19 protein-coding genes are annotated in these 18,709 nt (G+C 61.2%); 10 read left to right on the top strand and 9 right to left on the bottom strand.

Features of this window, described 5'->3' with window-relative positions:
- The first annotated feature begins 97 nt into the window (after positions 1-97).
- From AC1D1L_RS27825 to AC1D1L_RS27800, 6 genes are all read left to right on the top strand, one after another.
- Positions 98-484 (top strand): DUF302 domain-containing protein, encoded by a 387-nt coding sequence (locus tag AC1D1L_RS27825; RefSeq protein WP_477344459.1) that lies wholly within the window; start codon positions 98-100, stop codon positions 482-484.
- Positions 485-516: 32 nt separating this feature from the next.
- Positions 517-2,370 carry a heavy metal translocating P-type ATPase gene (locus AC1D1L_RS27820; protein WP_477344458.1) on the top strand — a complete coding sequence of 618 codons (1,854 nt, stop codon included), beginning with the start codon at positions 517-519 and terminating at the stop codon, positions 2,368-2,370.
- A 28-nt stretch (positions 2,371-2,398) separates the two neighbouring features.
- Entirely contained in the window at positions 2,399-2,848 is a 450-nt protein-coding gene (gene trxC, locus AC1D1L_RS27815; protein ID WP_477344457.1) for a thioredoxin TrxC, read from the top strand.
- Between the two features lie 14 nt (positions 2,849-2,862).
- Complete coding sequence (locus tag AC1D1L_RS27810) at positions 2,863-4,113, top strand: MgtC/SapB family protein (protein ID WP_477344456.1); 1,251 nt, start codon at positions 2,863-2,865, stop codon at positions 4,111-4,113.
- A gap of 88 nt (positions 4,114-4,201) precedes the next feature.
- Complete coding sequence (locus AC1D1L_RS27805) at positions 4,202-4,588, top strand: hypothetical protein (RefSeq protein ID WP_436261614.1); 387 nt, start codon at positions 4,202-4,204, stop codon at positions 4,586-4,588.
- 31 nt (positions 4,589-4,619) lie between these two features.
- Positions 4,620-5,210: an NAD(P)H-dependent oxidoreductase gene (locus AC1D1L_RS27800; protein ID WP_477344455.1), complete on the top strand. Its 591-nt coding sequence runs from the start codon at positions 4,620-4,622 to the stop codon at positions 5,208-5,210.
- Positions 5,211-5,364: 154 nt separating this feature from the next.
- Here the strand turns inward: AC1D1L_RS27800 and AC1D1L_RS27795 are convergent, their stop codons facing one another.
- The 4 genes from AC1D1L_RS27795 to AC1D1L_RS27780 all read right to left on the bottom strand — a co-directional run bounded on the left by AC1D1L_RS27795 (position 5,365) and on the right by AC1D1L_RS27780 (position 8,542).
- Positions 5,365-5,862 (bottom strand): sulfocyanin-like copper-binding protein, encoded by a 498-nt coding sequence (locus AC1D1L_RS27795; RefSeq protein WP_477344454.1) that lies wholly within the window; start codon positions 5,860-5,862, stop codon positions 5,365-5,367.
- 172 nt (positions 5,863-6,034) lie between these two features.
- Positions 6,035-7,444 carry a protein kinase domain-containing protein gene (locus AC1D1L_RS27790; RefSeq protein ID WP_477344453.1) on the bottom strand — a complete coding sequence of 470 codons (1,410 nt, stop codon included), beginning with the start codon at positions 7,442-7,444 and terminating at the stop codon, positions 6,035-6,037.
- 17 nt (positions 7,445-7,461) lie between these two features.
- Entirely contained in the window at positions 7,462-8,205 is a 744-nt protein-coding gene (locus AC1D1L_RS27785) for a metallophosphoesterase family protein (RefSeq protein WP_477344452.1), read from the bottom strand.
- An 88-nt stretch (positions 8,206-8,293) separates the two neighbouring features.
- A complete protein-coding gene (locus tag AC1D1L_RS27780; protein ID WP_477344451.1) occupies positions 8,294-8,542 on the bottom strand; it encodes a hypothetical protein in 249 nt (82 codons plus the stop codon).
- A gap of 213 nt (positions 8,543-8,755) precedes the next feature.
- Here AC1D1L_RS27780 and AC1D1L_RS27775 point away from each other — a divergent pair, with 213 nt between their 5' ends.
- Together AC1D1L_RS27775 and AC1D1L_RS27770 are read left to right on the top strand one after the other, a co-directional pair.
- Positions 8,756-9,403: a helix-turn-helix domain-containing protein gene (locus AC1D1L_RS27775; RefSeq protein ID WP_477344450.1), complete on the top strand. Its 648-nt coding sequence runs from the start codon at positions 8,756-8,758 to the stop codon at positions 9,401-9,403.
- Positions 9,404-9,470: 67 nt separating this feature from the next.
- Complete coding sequence (locus AC1D1L_RS27770; RefSeq protein ID WP_477344449.1) at positions 9,471-9,986, top strand: N-acetyltransferase family protein; 516 nt, start codon at positions 9,471-9,473, stop codon at positions 9,984-9,986.
- On the opposite strand, the gene AC1D1L_RS27765 is transcribed toward AC1D1L_RS27770, so the two are convergent.
- The gene (locus AC1D1L_RS27765) at positions 9,987-11,192 is read right to left on the bottom strand and encodes an acetate/propionate family kinase (protein WP_477344448.1); all 1,206 of its coding nucleotides are present in this window, start codon (positions 11,190-11,192) and stop codon (positions 9,987-9,989) included.
- Positions 11,193-11,243: 51 nt separating this feature from the next.
- Complete coding sequence (locus tag AC1D1L_RS27760; RefSeq protein ID WP_477344447.1) at positions 11,244-13,667, bottom strand: phosphoketolase family protein; 2,424 nt, start codon at positions 13,665-13,667, stop codon at positions 11,244-11,246.
- Between the two features lie 1,058 nt (positions 13,668-14,725).
- Between AC1D1L_RS27760 and AC1D1L_RS27755 the strand changes: the two genes are divergently transcribed.
- Positions 14,726-15,073, top strand: a complete 348-nt coding sequence (locus AC1D1L_RS27755; RefSeq protein WP_477344446.1) for a c-type cytochrome — start codon at positions 14,726-14,728, stop codon at positions 15,071-15,073.
- Between the two features lie 541 nt (positions 15,074-15,614).
- Here AC1D1L_RS27755 and AC1D1L_RS27750 read toward each other — a convergent pair.
- From AC1D1L_RS27750 to AC1D1L_RS27740, 3 genes are read right to left on the bottom strand one after another with little or no spacing between them, the layout of a single operon-like run.
- A complete protein-coding gene (locus AC1D1L_RS27750; protein WP_477344445.1) occupies positions 15,615-16,025 on the bottom strand; it encodes a TadE/TadG family type IV pilus assembly protein in 411 nt (136 codons plus the stop codon).
- A complete protein-coding gene (locus AC1D1L_RS27745) occupies positions 16,015-16,455 on the bottom strand; it encodes a TadE/TadG family type IV pilus assembly protein (protein WP_477344444.1) in 441 nt (146 codons plus the stop codon). The genes AC1D1L_RS27750 and AC1D1L_RS27745 overlap by 11 nt, the downstream gene beginning before the upstream one ends.
- Before the next feature lie 4 nt (positions 16,456-16,459).
- Positions 16,460-17,701 carry a pilus assembly protein TadG-related protein gene (locus AC1D1L_RS27740; protein WP_477344443.1) on the bottom strand — a complete coding sequence of 414 codons (1,242 nt, stop codon included), beginning with the start codon at positions 17,699-17,701 and terminating at the stop codon, positions 16,460-16,462.
- Positions 17,702-17,943: 242 nt separating this feature from the next.
- Between AC1D1L_RS27740 and AC1D1L_RS27735 the strand changes: the two genes are divergently transcribed.
- Positions 17,944-18,663, top strand: coding sequence for a class I SAM-dependent methyltransferase (locus tag AC1D1L_RS27735; protein ID WP_477344442.1), 720 nt, complete (start codon positions 17,944-17,946; stop codon positions 18,661-18,663).
- Positions 18,664-18,709: the final 46 nt, after the last annotated feature.

The following is an 18,709-nucleotide window of genomic DNA, read 5'->3' as shown; positions in this document are numbered from 1 at the left end:
TTGGATCAAAGCGTTCTCCGGTTATCGCGATTAGCTCTTGCGCGAGGTCGCTCGCAAAGTGGCGACGAGCTACAGCGATCAACGATTGGAGAGTCGGATGAGTTACTATTTCAGCAAGATCGTCGCCATGCCGTTCACAGCGGCGATCGACCACGTGACCGACAAGCTCGCAACCAAGGGGTTTGGCGTTCTGACCTCGATCGATGTCCAGCAGACCATGAAAGCCAAGCTTGGCGCAGATTTCAGGCCCTATGTGATCCTGGGCGCGTGCAATCCGCATTTCGCATGGCGGGCGCTTCAGGCCGAAGACAAGATCGGAACCATGCTGCCCTGCAATGTCATCGTCACGGAGGTCGGACCGGGAAAGGTGGAGGTCGCAGCGGTGGATCCGGTCGCTTCAATGGGCGCTATCGGCAATCGCGAGCTTGCGCAGGTCGCAAACGATGTGCGGCGCCTGCTCGAGGAGATGGTCCGCGAACTCTAGGGCCAGGGGCCATCAAGGTTGAGGGACATCGGATGAACGAGTCCACCCTGCGGCGCGCATTGCTGGTCATCGCCATCCTGGGCCTCGCCGTTGGAATCGGAGCCTGGCGAACCGGGCTCGGCCCCCTTGAGGCCGACACGATCTGGACGGTGGCGACCTTGCCAGTGGTGGCAGCTCTCGCCCTCTCCATTCTGCGCGATTTCTGGATTGGCCGCTTCGGCGTCGATGCAATTGCGCTGGTCTCGATGTCCGCTGCACTCTTGCTCGGACAATCCCTTGCAGCAGTGGTGGTCGCGATCATGTATGCCGGCGGTACTGTGCTAGAGGATTTCGCCCGCGGCCGCGCGGAACGGAACCTGAAGGCATTGACCGACCGGTCACCGCGTGTCGCCCATCGGACGTCAACGCGGGGGACAGAGACCATCTCCGTCGAGGACGTAGCCGTCGGCGATGAGCTGTTGGTGCGTGCCGGCGAACTGCTTCCTGTCGACGGCACCCTGCTCGATGCTTGGGCCTCGCTCGACGAATCGGCGGTGACCGGTGAGCCGCTGCCGGAACGTCGGACAGCGGGCGACATGCTGCGCAGCGGCACGATCAATGCGGGCGAGCCCTTCAGCATGCGGGCTTCTGCCTTGGCGGAGCAGAGCACCTATGCCGCGATCTTACGTATGGTGGCTGCGGCGCAGACGGCGAAATCCCCGTTCATCCGTATGGCCGACCGCTTCGCCCTGTTCCTGCTGCCAGCCACTTTGCTGGTTTCCGGTGCCGCCTGGTACATCTCCGGCGATCCAATCCGGGCGCTGGCCGTGCTGGTGGTCGCGACACCTTGCCCGCTCATCCTTGCGGCGCCGGTTGCCTTCATCGGCGGCGTGTCCCGCGCCGCGCGCGCCGGCATCCTGATGAAAGGCAGCACGGCTCTGGAGGCCCTTGCGCAAGTCCGAACCGCGATCTTCGACAAGACGGGAACCTTGACCATCGGCGGCGCCGAGCTCATCGAAATCGAAGGCGCACCCGGCAGTGAAGCAAACCAATTGCTGCAATTGTTGGCATCCCTGGAACAGGCCTCGCACCATGTGCTCGCCGACTCGATCATCGGGGCGGCGCGCTGCAGACAGCTGATGCTTTCGCATCCGCGCGATGTCCGAGAGCATCGCGGTGCGGGCCTGAAGGGCCGGGTCGACAACATGGTGATCGCGGCAGGATCGCGGGCTCTCGTGCTCGCCGACAAGCCGCTGCCCGGCTGGGCGAAAAGCGGCGAAGAAAAGTACCGGGACGAGCCGGTGCTCAGGGTTTTTGTAGCACTCGGCGGACGGCTTGCCGGTGTTTTCACGTTCGGCGATGCCCTGCGTGTTGATGCGCATGATGCACTCGGCAAGCTGCGCTCAGCTGGCATTGCGCGCATGATTATGCTCACAGGCGACGACGGCGTGGCGGCCAAGCGCATCTCCGCCCGGCTCGACCTCGACGCCATTGTCGCCGATGCGACCCCTGCCGAAAAAGTCGCGACGGTCGAGGCCGAAAAAGCGCAGGCACCCACAATGATGGTCGGCGACGGCATCAACGATGCTCCTGCCCTGGCGGCGGCAACGGTCGGTGTCGCCATGGGCGCACGTGGTGCCACCGCCTCCTCCGAGGCAGCGGATGTCATCGTGCTGACCGACAGGCTGCAGCCCGTGGCCGATGCGGTTCGGATCGCGCGGCGAACGCGGTCGATCGCCTTGCAAAGCATCATCGCCGGGCTGGCGCTGTCGGGGCTGGCAATGATCGCGGCTGCCCTGGGGCAGATCACCCCGGTTGCCGGGGCGCTGCTTCAGGAAGGGATTGACGTGGCGGTTATCCTGAACGCGTTGCGCACCCTTGGCGATGGACATCTGTGGCGCGCATAGTGGTTGAGAGCAAAATCGGTAAATGGCCATGGCCCAGCAGAATTTGGTGGTTTGCAGCAAATGTGGTGGGGTCAACCGCCTGCCACTGGGCCGCAACGCCATGGAGGCGAAATGCGGAAAGTGCGGGAACAGGCTGTTTTCCGGGCATCCCGAAGATGTCGATGCCGCGATCTTCGATAATCAGATCGCGCGCAGCAGCCTTCCAGTTGTCGTCGATATCTGGGCACCGTGGTGCGGTCCATGCAAGATGATGGCGCCAGCTTACGAGGCTGCGGCCATCGAATTGGAGCCGCATGTTCGCCTGATCAAACTCAATTCCGACAATGAGCAGGCCGTTGCGGCCAAGTTTGGCATTCGCGGCATCCCGACCATGATCCTCTTTCATGGCGGGCGCGAAATTGCGCGCACATCCGGCGCAATGACGGCAGGCCAGATCGTCAGGTGGGTTCGCGACCGCCTGCCGACGGTCGCCGCCTGAGAGGCGCCGCGCCAATGGATCCGCTCATCGCCCGGCTGGGACTGGCCCTCGCGATAGGTCTGCTCGTCGGCTTGGAGCGTGGCTGGCAGGAGCGGAATGCGCCCGAAGGCAGTCGCACGGCCGGCATCCGGACATTCGGCATATCCGGCCTGCTCGGCGGCGTCCTCGCCGCCCTCGCCAACGCACTCGGCTCCGTATCCGTGCTGGTCGGCGGTTTCATCGCCTTTGCGGCAATCTTCGCCTGGTACAAGGCGCGTGAGGCTGCCCATGACGAGGATTTCAGCGCCACCAGCGTGATCGCAGGCCTGGGCGTTTTTGCGCTTGGTGCGCTTTCCGTCGCCGGCGATTATCGGGCTGCTGCTGCCGGTGGGGCGGCATTGGCGGGAATCCTGGCCAGCCGCGAGATCCTGCACGGTCTTTTGAAGCGACTGACCTGGATCGAACTGCGTTCAGCTCTGATCCTGGCCGTGATGACGGCGATCGTTCTGCCCCTGCTGCCAAACCGGACGATGGACCCGTGGGGCGGTTTCAATCCATGGGAAGTCTGGTTCCTGACGGTGCTGATGGCCTCCATATCGTTCGCCGGCTATGTGGCTGTTCGCATTCTGGGAAATACCCGCGGTCTGCTGGTCAGTTCGCTCGCCGGTGCGATCGTTTCCTCCACCGCCGTGACCTTGGCGCTTGCCCGCAACGCCATGTCGGCAAGCAACCCTCTGCCGCTTGCCGGGGCCGCTTCGCTGGCTGCAATGGTTTCGGTTCTCCGCGTCTGCGCCGTGGTTTTGATCATAGAACCAAGCGTGTTCGTCTGGGTCGCCATACCAGCGATTGCCGCGGCGCTCGCCTTCGCTGTCTGCGGAACATTGCTGCTGACTCGCGACAGCGGAAACGGCGAAGGCAGCGCTATCGCGCGCAATCCATTCGAACTGGGCCCGTTGCTGCTCTTCGCCTTACTCTTTGCGATCGTCGCGACCGCAAGTGCCGGGCTGGCCGCTCAATTCGGTGGGCGCGGTCTGCTGGCGAGTTCGGCGCTGGCCGGCGCATTCGATGTCGATGTCTCGGTGCTTGGCGCGCTGCGCCTTGTCAAGCATTCCGTGTCCGTCGAGACCGTGGGCCAGGCAGTGCTCGGGGCACTTGCGGCAAACGCGATCGGCCGCCTGTCGCTCGCAATATTTGCCGGTCCCGTCAGGTTCTGGTTGCCACTGGCCGTCGCAACCCTGATCGCCGCGATCGTGGGCGCCTGCGCGATGTTGTTGCTCAGCCCTTGATTGAAACGCGGTTCTCTAGCCTTCCTTGATGCGGATCAAGGGCCAGGTCCCGCCACCACTCTATGAAACTCCGTGAAAGGAGTTCGCCATGACCAGTTTGAAGGACCTCACCCCGAAATTCCGCAATGTCCGGCTGCTGCTCGCGCGTGAAAAGGGCCACCCGGGAGGCGACCGCGAGGAAGGCTACGACGTGCTGGCACCATTAACCGGCGAAGGCCGGATCGATGCGGAAGAGTGGAAGTCGCACAGGGCCTCTTGCCGTGTTCGTCGCTTTCGCACCGGCGAGGAGGATCTGATCGGCCGGCTAAGGCGCAAGCCCGGTGGGCAGTGGTATTTCGACTATGCCGAAGGCGATCGCGACGACGAGATTGGCTTCCATCTCGGCGACGAACGGTTTGTGACCGGTGAGTACGTGTCGATCGAGCGCAACGGCGCCATGCACACCTACCAGGTGGCGAGGGTTGAACGGCCCTGAGGCCGCACGCCAGGCTCCCTGGGAGTAGATCATGTCGCGACGCATCCTCATTGTGGTTAGCCATCCCGACCCGTCCCCGGACCGACTCTGCCGCAGCCTTGCCAAGGCCTATGGCGAGGGCGCGGAAAAGGCGGGGCATGCCGTCCGCGGGGTCGATCTGGCAGCGATCGATTTTCCGATGCTGCGGACAATGCAGGAGTTCGAACATGGTGCGGTTCCCGACGAGTTGAAGGATGCAGCCGACGCGATCGTCTGGGCGGAGCACATCGTCTTCGTCTTCCCGCTGTGGCTCGGAACCATGCCGGCAATGCTCAAGGCATTTCTGGAGCAGGTCATGCGGCCGGGAACGGCCTTCGCGTACCCGGACAAGGGCGGCGGCTTCACCAAGACGCTGCTTCGCGGCCGCTCTGCGCGCGTCGTGGTGACGATGGGCATGCCTTCCCTTGTCTACCGGCTATGGTTCCTCGGACACGGCATCGCCAGCATGAAGCGAAGCATTCTACATTTTGTCGGCATCAGTCCGGTACGCGAGACCTTGTTCGGCATGGTCGCCGGCACCAGCGATGCGACCCGCGCGAAGTGGATCAGCCAGATGCGTGGATTGGGTGAACGGGCCAGATAGTGCTCGCTGAATTTCAATCGCGGCACGTATCTGGTGTTGACCTTGCCTTCAGGGGTTTCCGTGCTGTTGTGCGGCGGCCAAAGCGACAAGACCGGCGAGCCCGGCAAGCTTGCGAGACTACGACAGTTCTAGACAGGGCAGCCTAGTTCAGCGCCTATGGATCGACGGTGAATTCAGCCCACATGCCCGCCCCATAGTGACCTGGCACGTTGCAGACAAGCAGATATTTTCCAGCCTTCAGCTCGACGGTCAGGGAGCCTGATTTGCCGGGATCGAGCTCCGACACCTCGCCCTTGTCGCCGGCTTTGTCTTCGTCGACCCGGTTCTCGGCCTCAAGGTAAGGAAGCGGCTTGCCGGGTTCGGCAAGGTACATCACGATCATTTCGTGGACGGTGTCCTTGGAGTCATTTTTCACATTGAATGTGACCTCTCCGGCCTTCACTGCACCGGGCAAAGCCTTGATGCCCATGGTCGCCTTGGCGAGATCGAGGCCGGGCGCCGCATAGGCGAGCCCCATCGGCATCTCCGTACTCGCGCCCTTGTCCCACAAAGAGATCTCGACAAGCGATGCAGCCTGGACGACGCCGGCACTGCCGGCCATGAGCATTGCGGCAGCAACCGTGAGCGCAGCTCTCCTCAATATGGTTTTCATGGCGAACTCCTTCAGGACGACAGCACAAGCGCTCTACGTCCCGACCGTCATCCTGCTTTCGGCGTCACCCGCCGTCCTTGCGCCAGATCAAACCGACCGGCGCGAGCCCATCGACGGGGTCCAGCCATCATTGATCTTTGTCAAGACGCCCCTGAATCCTGATCAAGGCGCATCAAAGCTGCCGCCCTTGTTCCTCGACTGCCTTCAATCGGACGACCGAAACCGAGCAAAGCGCCTGTGCCACCACCTTGGTCGAAACGCTACCGAGGTGCCGGCGAATGGCGGAAGACGCCCGCGCTCCAACCACGATATGCCCGACGTCATTGTGCTCTGCATAGTTGAGGATCGCATCGGCGGGGCTGACCGCTTCAAGCACATGATAGCTGATGCGGTCTTCCGGCAGATGCAGTGGATGGGCCCAATCCTTGAGAGCGACGAGCCGCTTCAAATAGACCGAGCGCCCTGTTTCGTCGGTCGCCGGCGTCTCGCCGATGATTTCGGTTTTCAGGACCGTCACGCAGGCCAGCCACGAATCCTCACGCGAAGCCAGCACGCGGGCGGTTTCGTTGCGAACCTCGCCCGCCAGCGCATCGCCGCCATTGGCCAGGTCGACTGCGGCAAGAACAATCGACGGTCCGGCCTGTGTCCTTTTCGAACTCGGCCTGCCAACGAGCGACCTGTCATCCGTCTTGCGAAACAGGCTGGTGATCGCACCCCACACACCCTCGTTCCGGGGCTTGCGCTTGGCAACGACCACCTGGTCAGGGCTCCTCAGATCGGACAGGATGTGTGCCGCCTCGACGTATCGTTGAGACCTGTCCACTTCCATGCATTTCAGAATGATGGCTTCCAGCCACCGCGGAATGGCGTCGTTGATACCCCGCGGCAATCTAGGCGCATGATAGAGCCTTCGCTTCATTCCCGCCAAAGTCGCCGGCCGCCCGAACGGCTCCTCACCCGTGGCCAGTTGATAGAGGATGCAACCCAGCGCGAACAGGTCACTTGCTGGATCGGATCGCTCCCCGAGCACCTGTTCGGGTGAGATATAGGCGGCGGTGCCCATTGGCACTGAGCTTTCCGCGCCGAGAAGATCGGGAAGCTCCGCATGCCGAGCGAGCCCGAAGTCGAGGAGCACCGCGCCGCGCTTGGCGAGAATGACATTCTCTGGCTTGAGATCGAGATGAACGACTTTCTGCCGGTGCAAAGCAGCGAGCGCCGTCGCTATCTCGATGCCGATCCTTGCCACCTCGTCCATAGGCAGCGGCGCGTTGCCGACGATATCCGCCAGCCCAGTGCCGGCCACGAACTCCATGGCTATGTAGGGAACCTGCGCCAAGCTGCCGGATGCAGCGAAACGCGCCACATGTGGTCCCGACAGGCGTTTCAGGATCAGCTCCTCCACCTCGAAACCGAGGATGACGGAAACATCCGCGCCCGGGTCGAGAAAAGGGATCTTCAGCACAAGCGGAAAATCGTACCGCGGGTTGGTCACCCGCCAAAGCGAGGCCATGCCGCCGGAGGGGAGCTTTTCGACCAGCTCGAAACCATCGATGACCGCGCCTGCCTCAACCCGTCGCATCATATAGATCTCCTTGAAGCCTAGCGGCCGATCTTCAGCCGCATGCCAAGCCATCCAGGCAGGCCGGCGGCGTGGATCTTGCGGGCTGTTTCTTCGTGATCATAGGGAACACGAACCATCGTGACCTCGTGCCGCTGCGTGTCGACAAGAACAAAACACGCCGCCGGGTTGCCGTCGCGCGGTTGGCCGACCGCGCCGGCGATCACCAGGTGCCGCCTCATCTCGGACAGGGGTGCAGCCACATTGTCATGCGGCCGAAAATGCATCGGCCGGCGACCGGGCAGCGCGTAGTAGATGGCGGGAATGTGGGTGTGGCCGCAGAAAACGAAGCGGGCCTCGCTTGCCGAGAGGCAGCGTTCCGCTGCATCCAGGTCGCGTATATAGAGCCACTTCCCCGGTCGCTCCGCACTTGCGTGCACATAAAGGCGGTCTTCGGATTGCAGCGAGAGCGGCAATCGCGCCAGAAAATCAAGATGTGCCGGAGCGATGCGTTCGCGAGTCCACTGGACGGCGAATCGCGCGTTCTCAGTCATGTTGCCTAGATTCAGCGCCACTGCCTCGTCGTGGTTGCCCATGATGCAAAGCGCGCCGTCAGCCATCAGATGGGCGGCCTTCTCGATCACATAGACGGGATCGGGACCGTAGCCGACCAGATCTCCCAGCAACACCAACTCGTCTAGACTGCCGCGTTCGTGAACAGCTTCCATGACCGCGTCGAACGCCTCGCGATTGGCGTGGATGTCAGACAGGATTGCAATGCGCATTCACCCTTGTCCCAGAGTTTGGCAAAGAATGGCAAGGCGCGTGCCGCGAGTGATTTGATACGGCTGCGTCGCGATCATAGGGGACGGTTTAAAGCAACGTGCCGTCTCTTTGGGGTGGCGCAACATGGTTGAGTGACGCCGAGCCTGCTTCAGCGTCTGCCGTCGCGTCTTTGGAAACCAGGCGTATGACAAAGACGAAGTATCCGACCTGCAGAACGACCAAGTCGAAAATCGCCCAGCCCAGTGCTGTCCAGACCGAGCCCGTCACCGCGTAGGTCCACACCGCGACGATGGTCGAGGTGACAAACATTCCCACCAGGAATTGCGGAAGATACATCGCTGCCCACCAGCCGTTCCGATGCAAGAATTCGAAACGACTCCCTATTGCTATCACCCAAAGCGAAGGAGGACTTAAGCGACCGGCGCGCCTGGACACTTGATGTAGATCAACAATCCGCCCGACTAGGTAGTTTCCCGTAGGGACAAAACCGAATTTCGCGACCCGCGGATTCGCGCGATTGCTGTGTCACGGATCACCGGGAAAACAGCCATGCACGCTTACACCGCCTCGAGAATCTCACTGTCGTCGCATTCTGCTCAGCCAAGCCTGCCGGACGCGTTCGACCCGGCACCGCTGCAGCCGGTCAGCTTTTTTCCCGCCGGCGCGGAAATCTATGCCCAGGGTGAGAAGGCTGGGGCCTTCTATCAGGTCGAGTTCGGCGCCGTGCGCATCTACCGCCTGCTTGCCGACGGTCGCCGGCAGATCAGCGCCTTTCACCTTGCCGGAGAGACATTTGGCTTCGAGGCTGACACGACACATCATTTCTTTGCAGAGGCAATCAACGCCACCGCTGTCCGCGTCCTGCGGCTCACTGCCGGGGCGGACATGTCGCGCCAGCTGCTGCCCTTGGCGCTGAAGGGTCTGACCCGGGCGCAGGAACATCTGCTGGTTCTCGGCCGCCAGAACGCCATCGAACGCGTCGCCGCCTTCCTGGTCGACATCGCGGAGCGGCAGGGCGGCTTGCGGCAGGTCGAATTGCCCATGTCTCGTATGGACATCGGCGACTATCTCGGCCTGACCATCGAGACCGTGTCGCGGGTCTTCACCCGGCTGAAGGACAAGGGCGTCATCCGGCTGCTCAACCTGCGGAGCATCGAAATCGTCAAGCACGACGCGCTCCACTGCATGAGCGAATGAAGCGGCTGCCTGCGCAAGAGACGACAATGGCGCCGCGATCCGGCCTCAGTTCAAGGACCAGGTGACGATGGACAACACACTTACCACCCATACCGGCTTTCGCTTCGAAGTGCGCCGCGCGCGCCCTGAAGATGAGCCAACGCTGGCCGAGTTCTTCACCCATGTGACTGCTGACGACCTGCGCTTCCGCTTTCTCGGGGCCGTGAAGGAAGTCTCGCATGAGCGGCTGGTCGCGATGACGCGTTCAGATGACGCCCATATCCATAATTTTCTAGCATTCTCGACCGACGGGATGCTCATCGCGGTTGCGACGCTGGCAAGTGATCGGGCCGATCGAAACGGCGAGATTGCCATATGCATTCGCCAGGATCGCAAGTATCTGGGCGTTGGCTGGGAGCTGCTCGCCTATGTTGCGAAATATGCCGAAGAACTCGGCCTCAAAGCAATCGAGTCGATCGAGAGCCGTGAAAACCGTGCTGCGATCGAGGTCGAGCGCGACATGGGTTTCACCGTCACCACCGATCCCGACGATGCGACGCTTGTCCTGGTTCGGCGGGAACTGGGGGCGCGATCAGCCGGTTAGCTACCGCGGTCTCTCCCTGGTCGTTTCGCACGCGGCAGGTCGAAAATCCAGTATCTCGGTGGCCACAGCTCTTTCTTCATCCGCTGGAATGACAAGGACATCGACGCGGGAATTCGCTGCGCTGACCACCTCCTCGCCTCCTCGGTTTCTCTCCTCGTCGAGACCGACTCCGAGCCAGGCAGCGGCAACGCTGATCCTCTTCCGGACCAACGGCGCGTTTTCGCCGATGCCGGCCGTGAACACCAGCGTGTCCAATCCTCCCATGGCAGCGGCCAGCGATCCTATCTCGCGTCCGATGCGGTAGACAAAGAGATCGACAGCCTCGGCGGCGGCGGGATCGTCTGAGTCGATCAGCGTCCGCATATCGCCAGATATTCCAGACACTCCGAGCAGGCCGGATTGCTCGTAGAGAAGCGTGACCAGTTCTTCCCCAGAAAGCCTCCGTTCCTGCAGCAAGTGGAGGATGACCCCCGGGTCGAGCGCACCGCAACGCGTGCTCATCAAGAGGCCGTCCAGCGTCGAAAACCCCATTGTCGTGGCGATGCTTCGTCCAGCGTCCATGGCGCACAGGCTAGCGCCGCTGCCGAGATGAGCGACGATCGTGCGGCCGCCGGCGCTGACGCCATATCGGTCGCGCAGCTTCGAAGCGATATGGCTGTATGATAGACCGTGGAAGCCGTAGGAAACGATGCCCGCCTCGGTCATAGCGCGCGGCAACCCGTATATTTTGGCAAGCTCCGGCCGGGCTGAATGAAACGCCGTGTCAAAGCACCCGATCTGGAGGGCCTGCGGCAACAGTTCAGCAGCCAGCACGACAATCTCGAGATTGATCCGTTGGTGGATGGGCGCCAGCGGCTCTAGCAGGCGCAGTGCTTCGAGCGTGCGTTCGTCGAGCTGCTTCGCATCGGTGAAGTCACGCCCGCCGTGAACGATCCTGTGCCCTACTCGGTCGATGCGACGCAGGAGATCGCTATCGGCGAGCACGGAGGCGACCGCCGCGAACGCCTTGTCGATATCGATCGGTGCGTCGCCCAGGCTCCTGTCGATCTCGGGCCTGCCAGCTGCAGCCTCCACGCGCAGCCGCGGTTGTTGACCGAGAGAGGAGACATTGCCGCGCAGCAGTAGAGGGAGCTCGCCGCGTTGCTCGAAGACGGCGAACTTCAGGCTCGAAGAACCACCATTCAGGACAAGAATCGCATCGGTCATGAAGCCATCCGGCATCTTGCCGTCCTTATGTGCTCGGATACGGGCAACCGCTCAATCTGAAGGCTTTGGCGCTGCGTCAGGATCCTGCCCCCACTTCCAGTCAAGGATCCCCGGCATATCCTGCCCATGGGCGCGAATATAGGCTCGGTGTTCAAGCAGCTTGCTTTCCATCGCCTGCTTTAAGGCGACCCGACCGCTCTTGAGGCGCGGCACCCAGTCGAGGACGCTCTGGACGATATGAAAGCGGTCGAGGCCATTCAGCACCGTCATGTCGAAGGGCGTCGTGGTCGTGCCCTCCTCATTGTAGCCGCGCACATGGATGTTGTCGTGGTTGGTGCGACGATAGGTCAGGCGATGGATGGTCCAGGGATAGCCGTGATAGGCAAAGATCACGGGTTTATCCGGGGTGAATAGCGCATCGAACTCGCGGTCCGACAGGCCGTGCGGATGGTATTCCTTCGGCTGAAGAGTCATCAGGTCAACGACATTGACAACCCTGATCCGGAGATCTGGAACCTGTTGCCTGAGGATCTGCACTGCGGCCAGCGTTTCGAGGGTCGGGACGTCGCCGGCGCAAGCCATCACGACGTCGGGCTCAGCCCCGTCGTCCGTTGACGCCCAGTCCCAGATGCCGATCCCTGCCCGGCAGTGAACGATTGCCCTGTCCATCGACAGCCACTGCCAGGATGGCGGCTTTCCGGCGACAATGACGTTGATACGGTTCCATGTCTGCAACACATGATCGGTTACGCAGAGCAATGTATTGGCGTCCGGCGGCAGGTAGACCCGCACGATATCGGCCTTCTTGTTGAGAGCGACGTCGATGAAGCCAGGATCCTGATGGCTGAAGCCGTTGTGTTCCTGATGCCAGACATGGCTCGACAACAGATAATTCAGCGATGCGATCGGCCGCCGCCACGGGATATCGCGGCAGGCATCCAGCCATTTCGCATGCTGGTTGAACATGGAATCGACGATGTGAATGAACGCCTCGTAGCAGGAAAACAGGCCATGGCGGCCGGTGAGCAGGTAGCCTTCCAGCCAACCTTGGCAGGTGTGCTCGGAGAGGATTTCGAGAACCCGGCCATCGCGCCCAAGATGAACGTCTTCGAGCAGGATCTTTTCCATCCAGCCACGCTCGGTCACTTCAAACACGTCCTGAAGGCGGTTCGAGGCCGTCTCGTCCGGGCCGACGATCCGGAAGTTCTTCGAGGCTTCGTTCAGCTGCATGACATCGCGCAGGAATCTGCCCATGACCCGCGTCGACTCAGCCTTCATGGTGCCAGGGCGCTCAAGCGCAATGGCGTGGTCATGCAGCGCCGGCAGATCGAGAGACCTGCGCAGCAGGCCGCCATTGGCATGCGGGTTCGCGCTCATCCGTTTCGTTGCCTGGGGTGCCGTGGCGCGGATCGAAGAGACCGGAGCGCCGGTGGCGTCGAACAGCTGTTCGGGCCGGTAGCTTCTCAGCCACTCCTCGAGCAACTTGAGATGCTCGGGGTTTTCCGCAAGGCCCGACAAGGGGACCTGGTGCGAGCGCCAGAAGCCCTCGGTCTTCAAACCGTCGACCTCTTTCGGGCCGGTCCAGCCCTTGGGGCTGCGCAGCACGATCATCGGCCATTTTGGTCGCGACGCGTTCGCCGCAGATCCGTTGCGTGCGGCGTGCTGGATAGCCTCGATCCGATCAAACGCATCTTGGAGCACACTGGCCATCCGCTCATGCATCAGGATTGGCTCGTGGCCTTCCACGAACAACGGCTCATAGCCGTAGCCGGCAAACAGCGCGCGCAATTCGTCTTCCGGAATGCGGGCCAGAATGGTTGGATTGGCGATCTTGTAGCCGTTCAGATGCAGGATAGGCAGCACCGCCCCGTCGCGCGACGGGTTGAGGAATTTGTTGGAATGCCACGCGGCCGCCAGTGGTCCCGTTTCCGCCTCGCCGTCACCGACCACGCAGGCGACCACAAGATCCGGATTGTCGAAGGCGGCGCCATAGGCGTGCGAAAGTGAGTAACCCAACTCGCCGCCTTCATGGATGGAGCCGGGCACATCGGGCGCGGCATGGCTCGGGATGCCGCCGGGGAATGAGAACTGCCGGAACAGCTTGCGCATTCCTTGCTCATCCATCGATATATCCGGATTGAACTCGCTGTAGGTGCCCTCGAGATAGGTATTGGCCACCATTGCCGGGCCGCCGTGTCCGGGGCCGCAGACATAGATCACATTTGCGTCCCTGAGCCTGATGACGCGATTGAGGTGCGCATAGATGAAACTCAATCCCGGCGACGTTCCCCAATGGCCGAGCAGGCGCGGCTTGACGTGTTCCAGCCGCAACGGTTCGCGCAGCAGAGGATTGTCGAGCAGGTAGATCTGGCCGATCGTCAGATAGTTGGCAGCGCGCCAATAGGCATCGATGTCATGCAACTCGCGATCAGACAGCCGGCCACTGGAAGCTGGTATTGTCGTATGCTCTGTCATGTCTGGCTCCAATGCCCTGTTGGCGCCCTGTCGCTGGATTGCGATATGGGCTTGTGTTCGTCGATCTGCTGCGAATGGACACCAACGCGCTCGTGCGCTTTCAGTTCATCGCTTCGCGGCCTCTATGCGTCCTTGTCCTCGCCAGGTAGACAGCGGCCATGAGCTTCATCGGATTCCGCCTCGATTCGAGCAGGCCCAAATGGCCATCTTTCATGGCATTTGTAATCACGAGGGGTGAGCTGGGCTTTGATCCACCGCAAATGCGTTGGCAGTGGATGACGAGCACACCGATGTCTGAATTGCCAAACCGTCGAAAGCCCTGAGGGGTGGCCAACCGTCGTCTAGGAACGGTGGGCGCCCTCTACCAGGTCGAATTCGGCGCAGGGGTGATCCCTAGCGCTGGACTTTGCGACCTGTGGCGCGACGAACTATGTCTAGGAAGGGATGCTGCCGATTCCAGTTCGTTGCTAGGCCCTTTGGTTCAATAGGTACGCAAGCACATGCCTACTTGGAAGTGCGTGCCACGCAGATGTGCGGCGCTTCGGTTCTTTCTGTCGCGAGCGCCCGGCTTCGAGCATCCGACGTGAGATAGCTTCCTGCTGCTGGCGCAGGTGATTGCTCAGCAACTTTGTTGCGTGTGATGTAGCCCGCATTAACTCCCAGGATCGAGTGGTTCATCAGAAGGTGAACGTCCAGCTCCGCAACGCCCGCGGTTTGCGCGATTGTGCGAAGCGTCTGCCGCAGATCATTTCCCCATTTCGACAGATCGCTACGTTTCTCTTAGTGCTCGATGATGTGGCCGCTTTCGCTCTCGGCAGGGAACAGCCATTCACGCGATTGGGTAGTGTCTCAGTTTGAATCTCCAATCTTCGACCTTGGAAGATTCGCTACGCCGTCTTGCCGGGTGTAGGGTGCCTTGTCGTCCGATCTAAAAGGCCCACGGACGCTTGAAAGAGTCGATCACGCTTTCTCTATGGGGCGGCGTCGCCGACCCCGATCAACTGGCCGCACTCGGAAAGCTCTTAGATTGAACTTCGTCAACCGATGGGAGGACTTCGATGCATAGTATGCGTGGTTTGATCCTTGGCCTGGCTGCCCTCGTGGTCACGTCGTCATCTGCTCAGGCAGCAGGCGACAGCACCGCCGGCCGGGCAGTCACGGTGAAATGCCAATCGTGCCACGGCAAGGAAGGCCTCGGCAGAGCTCTGGCCGGCGGTGGCGAAGCGCCCAATCTCGCCGGGCAGAAGTACGACTATCTCGTCCACTCGCTGATGGCTTACAAGGCCGGAGAGCGCAAGAGTTATATGATGTCGTTGGTCGTCAAGAACCTCAGCGATGAAGACATCGCCAATGTTGCGGCTTACTATGCCGCGATCAAGATTACCGTCGAAGCTCCGCCGCCTTAAGGGTTTAGCCCGCAACGCTCAACTTATAGGCACGTCAGCCATTGCTCAACTAAGACTGAAGTCCCTGGTCTTCCGTGGGTTCTGTCCCTGCAGGCTCGCCGAGAACACCCCACCCGAACCCTCAGCGAGCCAGCCGCCCCGGCATGAGGCTACAACGGAGCGACCTCCCACCTGTACGGTTCGACGTGCGGAAAGTTGCGAAGCATCTCCCAGAGACTTCGGGCCACTTGACCTAAGGCTGGGTAGCATCATCCAGACCGACGAAAATTTATGAGGATTCACTAAAAAGTTCGGAACATCAAATGGACAGGAACAGAACCAAAGCGGTTACATCAGACCTTCGAAAGCAAGCAGCAAGACTTTAGTCCGATAGAGAAAAAGCCCACCACCGAGGTTTCAGCAGCGGGCTTTTAAGGGGCTACATCCACGAAGGGAATCGACCGCCTTGCAAGTACAACCTCGGATGGGGCGGCTATGGCTCCCGGTGGTTCCGTTACGGTCTGAGTTGGGCGTCGCCAACTCAATGAAAGCCGGCCGCAACCTAGCTGGCAACCAGCGGAACGGTGACGGTCGTAGCGTAATTTATCGGATACTGGTCGAAATACGGGAAGGCGATGACGAAGGCATAGCTGGCGGTCAGATGCGCCATCTTGAAGCCGCCGCTGGCAGGGTCGATCGCGATCGTCACAACGACGTTCTGCAGACCCAGGTTCGCCAATTTCTCCGTAGCGATGGCCTGGATGTCGCTCTGCGAAAGCGTGTTGTTCAGTTGCAGCGCCCGAGAAGAGGTCTCCAGCGTATAGCGGACGGTCGACACGGCGTTCATGGCCCAGCCGAAGGCGAAGATTCCGAACAAGAGCATCACCAGGATAGGCGCGATCAAGGCGAATTCCAGCCCTGCTGCGCCGGAACAGTCACGGCGCCATCCGGACCCGATCCTTTCAGCGGACACGGATCACCTCCTGATGGGTGATCGCGCGCGGGTCCGGGAAGACGCCGAAGTTGAACGGGGGCACCCAGGTGCCCGTCGCCGTTATCTGGACGAAGACGGTTGGCAGCTTCGTTCCGCCGCAAATGGTGGTCGCAGTCACGACCGTGGTGCCGCACAAATAGGAGCGGACCAGCACGACCGCGGCATCCTCGGGCTTGTGGTTCCAGCTCGAAAGCGCGACCGCCTGCGTTCCCGTGTCATTGGACGCGCCGGCCATCACGAGATTGGCCGCGGTTTTGACGCCGGCGCGCATCTGCAGGTAACTCGTCACGTAGGACCAGCCGTCGGCGATGCCGAAGCAGACGAGGCACAGGATGGGGAGTAACATGGAGAATTCCACCGCAGCTACCCCGGATTCATTCCGGACAATGCGCAAGGTCCGCCTACCCATCCCGCTACTCGACAAGCTGAACGGACTGCGTCGCCGGAATGTTCTTCATTCCAAGGCTGGTGCAGTCCTGCTTGATGGTCGTACTGCCGGACCACTGGATGGTGTCAGCGACGACCTGAGTGCAGCCGCCGCTCCCCGAGAAGTTGCCAAGGTAGTTGACCTGCTGCCTGGGGAAATAGATGGCGCCTGTCAGAAGCGAGTTCGCGGTGCCATTGAAGGTGCTCTGCGCCGCAGTCCCGGTCCTGTCGCCGTAGAACAGCACGCCGGAATAGGTTCCGGATGTCGGCGCGCTCAGCGTCACCTTGGCGTTGCCGTTCATGCTGACGGTGTTGCTGCCTGCCATGAAGATGGTTACCCCGCTGCCCGCGACGACCGCGTTGGCGTTGACCTTCATACTGCCCTGCACGACATAGACGCCGGGCTGCAGGGTGACGTTGCCGCTGAGGCTCATGCCGCTGCAGTAGGTGCCAGGCTGGAGCGTTTGCGAGGATTTGTTGCCGTTGACGTTCTTGCACGGGTTGCCGGCCGCAGGAGTCGGCAGGCTGGAGAAAGGATCGGATGCGGGCAACGCCTGGGTGATGTTGGACTTGCAGACCGTGGTCGCCGGATTGTTCAGCACCATGCCGCCGACCGTGATCAAGCAGTCGGCGTTGAGCACAGCCGATCCCTGCGTCTTTATGGCGTCCGAGGCAATCGAGTCCGACATGACCGAACAGCCGGTGAGGTTGACGGTGGTGTTGCCGGAAAAGAGCGCAGCCTGGGCGGCCGACGGACTGAGCGCCAGCACGCAGGCCTTGGAGGCGTCGGTGATCAGCGCCACCGCCCTTGCCTGTTCGGCAACGGGCGCCTGGTTGAAAATCGCCGTGAAGTAGCGATCGAGGTTCTGCTTGACGATGACCTCCACCGCCTTCTTCGCGGTGTTCGGGCCGGACAATGGCGGCGTGTTGACCTCGATCGTGCCCGGCGTGGCAAAATTGTTCGAGGTCGCCGACTGCGTCGCGGCGGCGATGATGGTTGGGTTGTCGGACCCCGCGACTTTCTCGAGCGCGCCGGCGTAGGCTGCGGCATCGGCCACCGCCTGCAGCTTCAGACTGTTGTAGTACCAGAGGGAGGTCTCGACACCAAGTCCCGCGCCACCGACGACGACCGGCAAGGTGAAGGCAAAGATGACGGCAACGTTACCGTTCGTGGCGCGTCTTAGGCGGCCGAAAACAAACCACATCCAGGTGAACACATTGAATGCCATATGTTATTAGAAACCACGAATAGATAAACGAATGTCTAAAAACTCCATTCCGATTCGACGTAGTCCTACGGGCTGGGCGCAATTGCCGCGACCGCGCCTCATGTTGTCGGAGGTATCGCACCAGAATCGATGAATGCGGACATCGTTTTCATGGAGAGGTCATATGCCGCTATCGCGAACTTTGTTGTCGATCAAATGACATTTGCTGCCCGTCTGCGAAGAAGCTATCGAGAAGACAGGGGATGGTTTCAAGGCGCAAAATTGTTCAAATGTGCGGCGAGGCCGGAACGACAATCACCGGCACACTGAAGGGGCGCCTGACCGGGATGGGTTTCGATTGGCAGAGCATCAACGCTTCAGCTTCGTTTGCCGAGCGCGACTACGTGACGAACAAGCTGTCGACGTGGATGCCCATTCTTGAACCGCTAAGGGACACGCCGCTTTCGATTCTGGAAATTGGCTCCATGGAAGGTCGCTCCGCGCTCTTCTTTGCCAGCTATTTGCGAAAGGCCGTCATCACCTGCGTTGATCCCTTCCACAAACGGGAGAAAAGGTTCGACAGGAATTTGAAGCGCTACGAAGATTCGCGACTTCTCGCTGCCGGCGCTGATCAGGCTACGCCAGGCAGGTGCGGAATTCGACCTGGTTTATCTGTCGATGGCTGTCACGAGCGCGAAAGCGTCATGATGGATAGCGTCCTGGCATGGGGGATGCTCAAGCTTGGCGGCATGCTCATTTGGGACGACTACACTGACTATAAGGACGACAAGGCCAATTGGGAACGTCCCACGTCCGCCGTCGATGGCTTCCTGGTCGCCTACGCGCAAGAGTTTCAAGAGATCTCGCGTACCAAACAACTCATCGTGAAGAAGACTGCTGATACCCCGCGCTGCCCGGTGAGGGGAAAGATCGGTTCACGCGGCCTCAGGAACTTTGTACGATCCATCCAGGGCTGGCTTTGAGAGCCACGGCGACGGGACGCGCCTCGGACAGACTTTCCGTCCGAAA

The sequence above is a fragment of the Mesorhizobium sp. P2_D6 genome, assembly GCF_056404315.1.
The sequence above is the reverse complement of the archived record's forward strand: the minus strand, read 5'-3'. Positions and strand labels throughout refer to the sequence as shown.

What these genes read in the sequence shown, in the direction of transcription:
- AC1D1L_RS27735 (WP_477344442.1), top strand. Translation starts at nt 17,944, where the DNA reads ATGGTTTCAAGGCGCAAAATTGTTCAAATGTGCGGCGAGGCCGGAACG.
- AC1D1L_RS27825 (WP_477344459.1), top strand. Translation starts at nt 98, where the DNA reads ATGAGTTACTATTTCAGCAAGATCGTCGCCATGCCGTTCACAGCGGCG.
- AC1D1L_RS27765 (WP_477344448.1), bottom strand. Translation starts at nt 11,192, where the DNA reads ATGACCGATGCGATTCTTGTCCTGAATGGTGGTTCTTCGAGCCTGAAG.
- AC1D1L_RS27785 (WP_477344452.1), bottom strand. Translation starts at nt 8,205, where the DNA reads ATGCGCATTGCAATCCTGTCTGACATCCACGCCAATCGCGAGGCGTTC.
- AC1D1L_RS27760 (WP_477344447.1), bottom strand. Translation starts at nt 13,667, where the DNA reads ATGACAGAGCATACGACAATACCAGCTTCCAGTGGCCGGCTGTCTGAT.
- AC1D1L_RS27810 (WP_477344456.1), top strand. Translation starts at nt 2,863, where the DNA reads ATGGATCCGCTCATCGCCCGGCTGGGACTGGCCCTCGCGATAGGTCTG.
- AC1D1L_RS27745 (WP_477344444.1), bottom strand. Translation starts at nt 16,455, where the DNA reads ATGGGTAGGCGGACCTTGCGCATTGTCCGGAATGAATCCGGGGTAGCT.
- AC1D1L_RS27800 (WP_477344455.1), top strand. Translation starts at nt 4,620, where the DNA reads ATGTCGCGACGCATCCTCATTGTGGTTAGCCATCCCGACCCGTCCCCG.
- AC1D1L_RS27795 (WP_477344454.1), bottom strand. Translation starts at nt 5,862, where the DNA reads ATGAAAACCATATTGAGGAGAGCTGCGCTCACGGTTGCTGCCGCAATG.
- AC1D1L_RS27820 (WP_477344458.1), top strand. Translation starts at nt 517, where the DNA reads ATGAACGAGTCCACCCTGCGGCGCGCATTGCTGGTCATCGCCATCCTG.
- AC1D1L_RS27790 (WP_477344453.1), bottom strand. Translation starts at nt 7,444, where the DNA reads ATGATGCGACGGGTTGAGGCAGGCGCGGTCATCGATGGTTTCGAGCTG.
- AC1D1L_RS27780 (WP_477344451.1), bottom strand. Translation starts at nt 8,542, where the DNA reads ATGTATCTTCCGCAATTCCTGGTGGGAATGTTTGTCACCTCGACCATC.
- AC1D1L_RS27775 (WP_477344450.1), top strand. Translation starts at nt 8,756, where the DNA reads ATGCACGCTTACACCGCCTCGAGAATCTCACTGTCGTCGCATTCTGCT.
- AC1D1L_RS27805 (WP_436261614.1), top strand. Translation starts at nt 4,202, where the DNA reads ATGACCAGTTTGAAGGACCTCACCCCGAAATTCCGCAATGTCCGGCTG.
- AC1D1L_RS27770 (WP_477344449.1), top strand. Translation starts at nt 9,471, where the DNA reads ATGGACAACACACTTACCACCCATACCGGCTTTCGCTTCGAAGTGCGC.
- trxC (WP_477344457.1), top strand. Translation starts at nt 2,399, where the DNA reads ATGGCCCAGCAGAATTTGGTGGTTTGCAGCAAATGTGGTGGGGTCAAC.
- AC1D1L_RS27740 (WP_477344443.1), bottom strand. Translation starts at nt 17,701, where the DNA reads ATGGCATTCAATGTGTTCACCTGGATGTGGTTTGTTTTCGGCCGCCTA.
- AC1D1L_RS27755 (WP_477344446.1), top strand. Translation starts at nt 14,726, where the DNA reads ATGCATAGTATGCGTGGTTTGATCCTTGGCCTGGCTGCCCTCGTGGTC.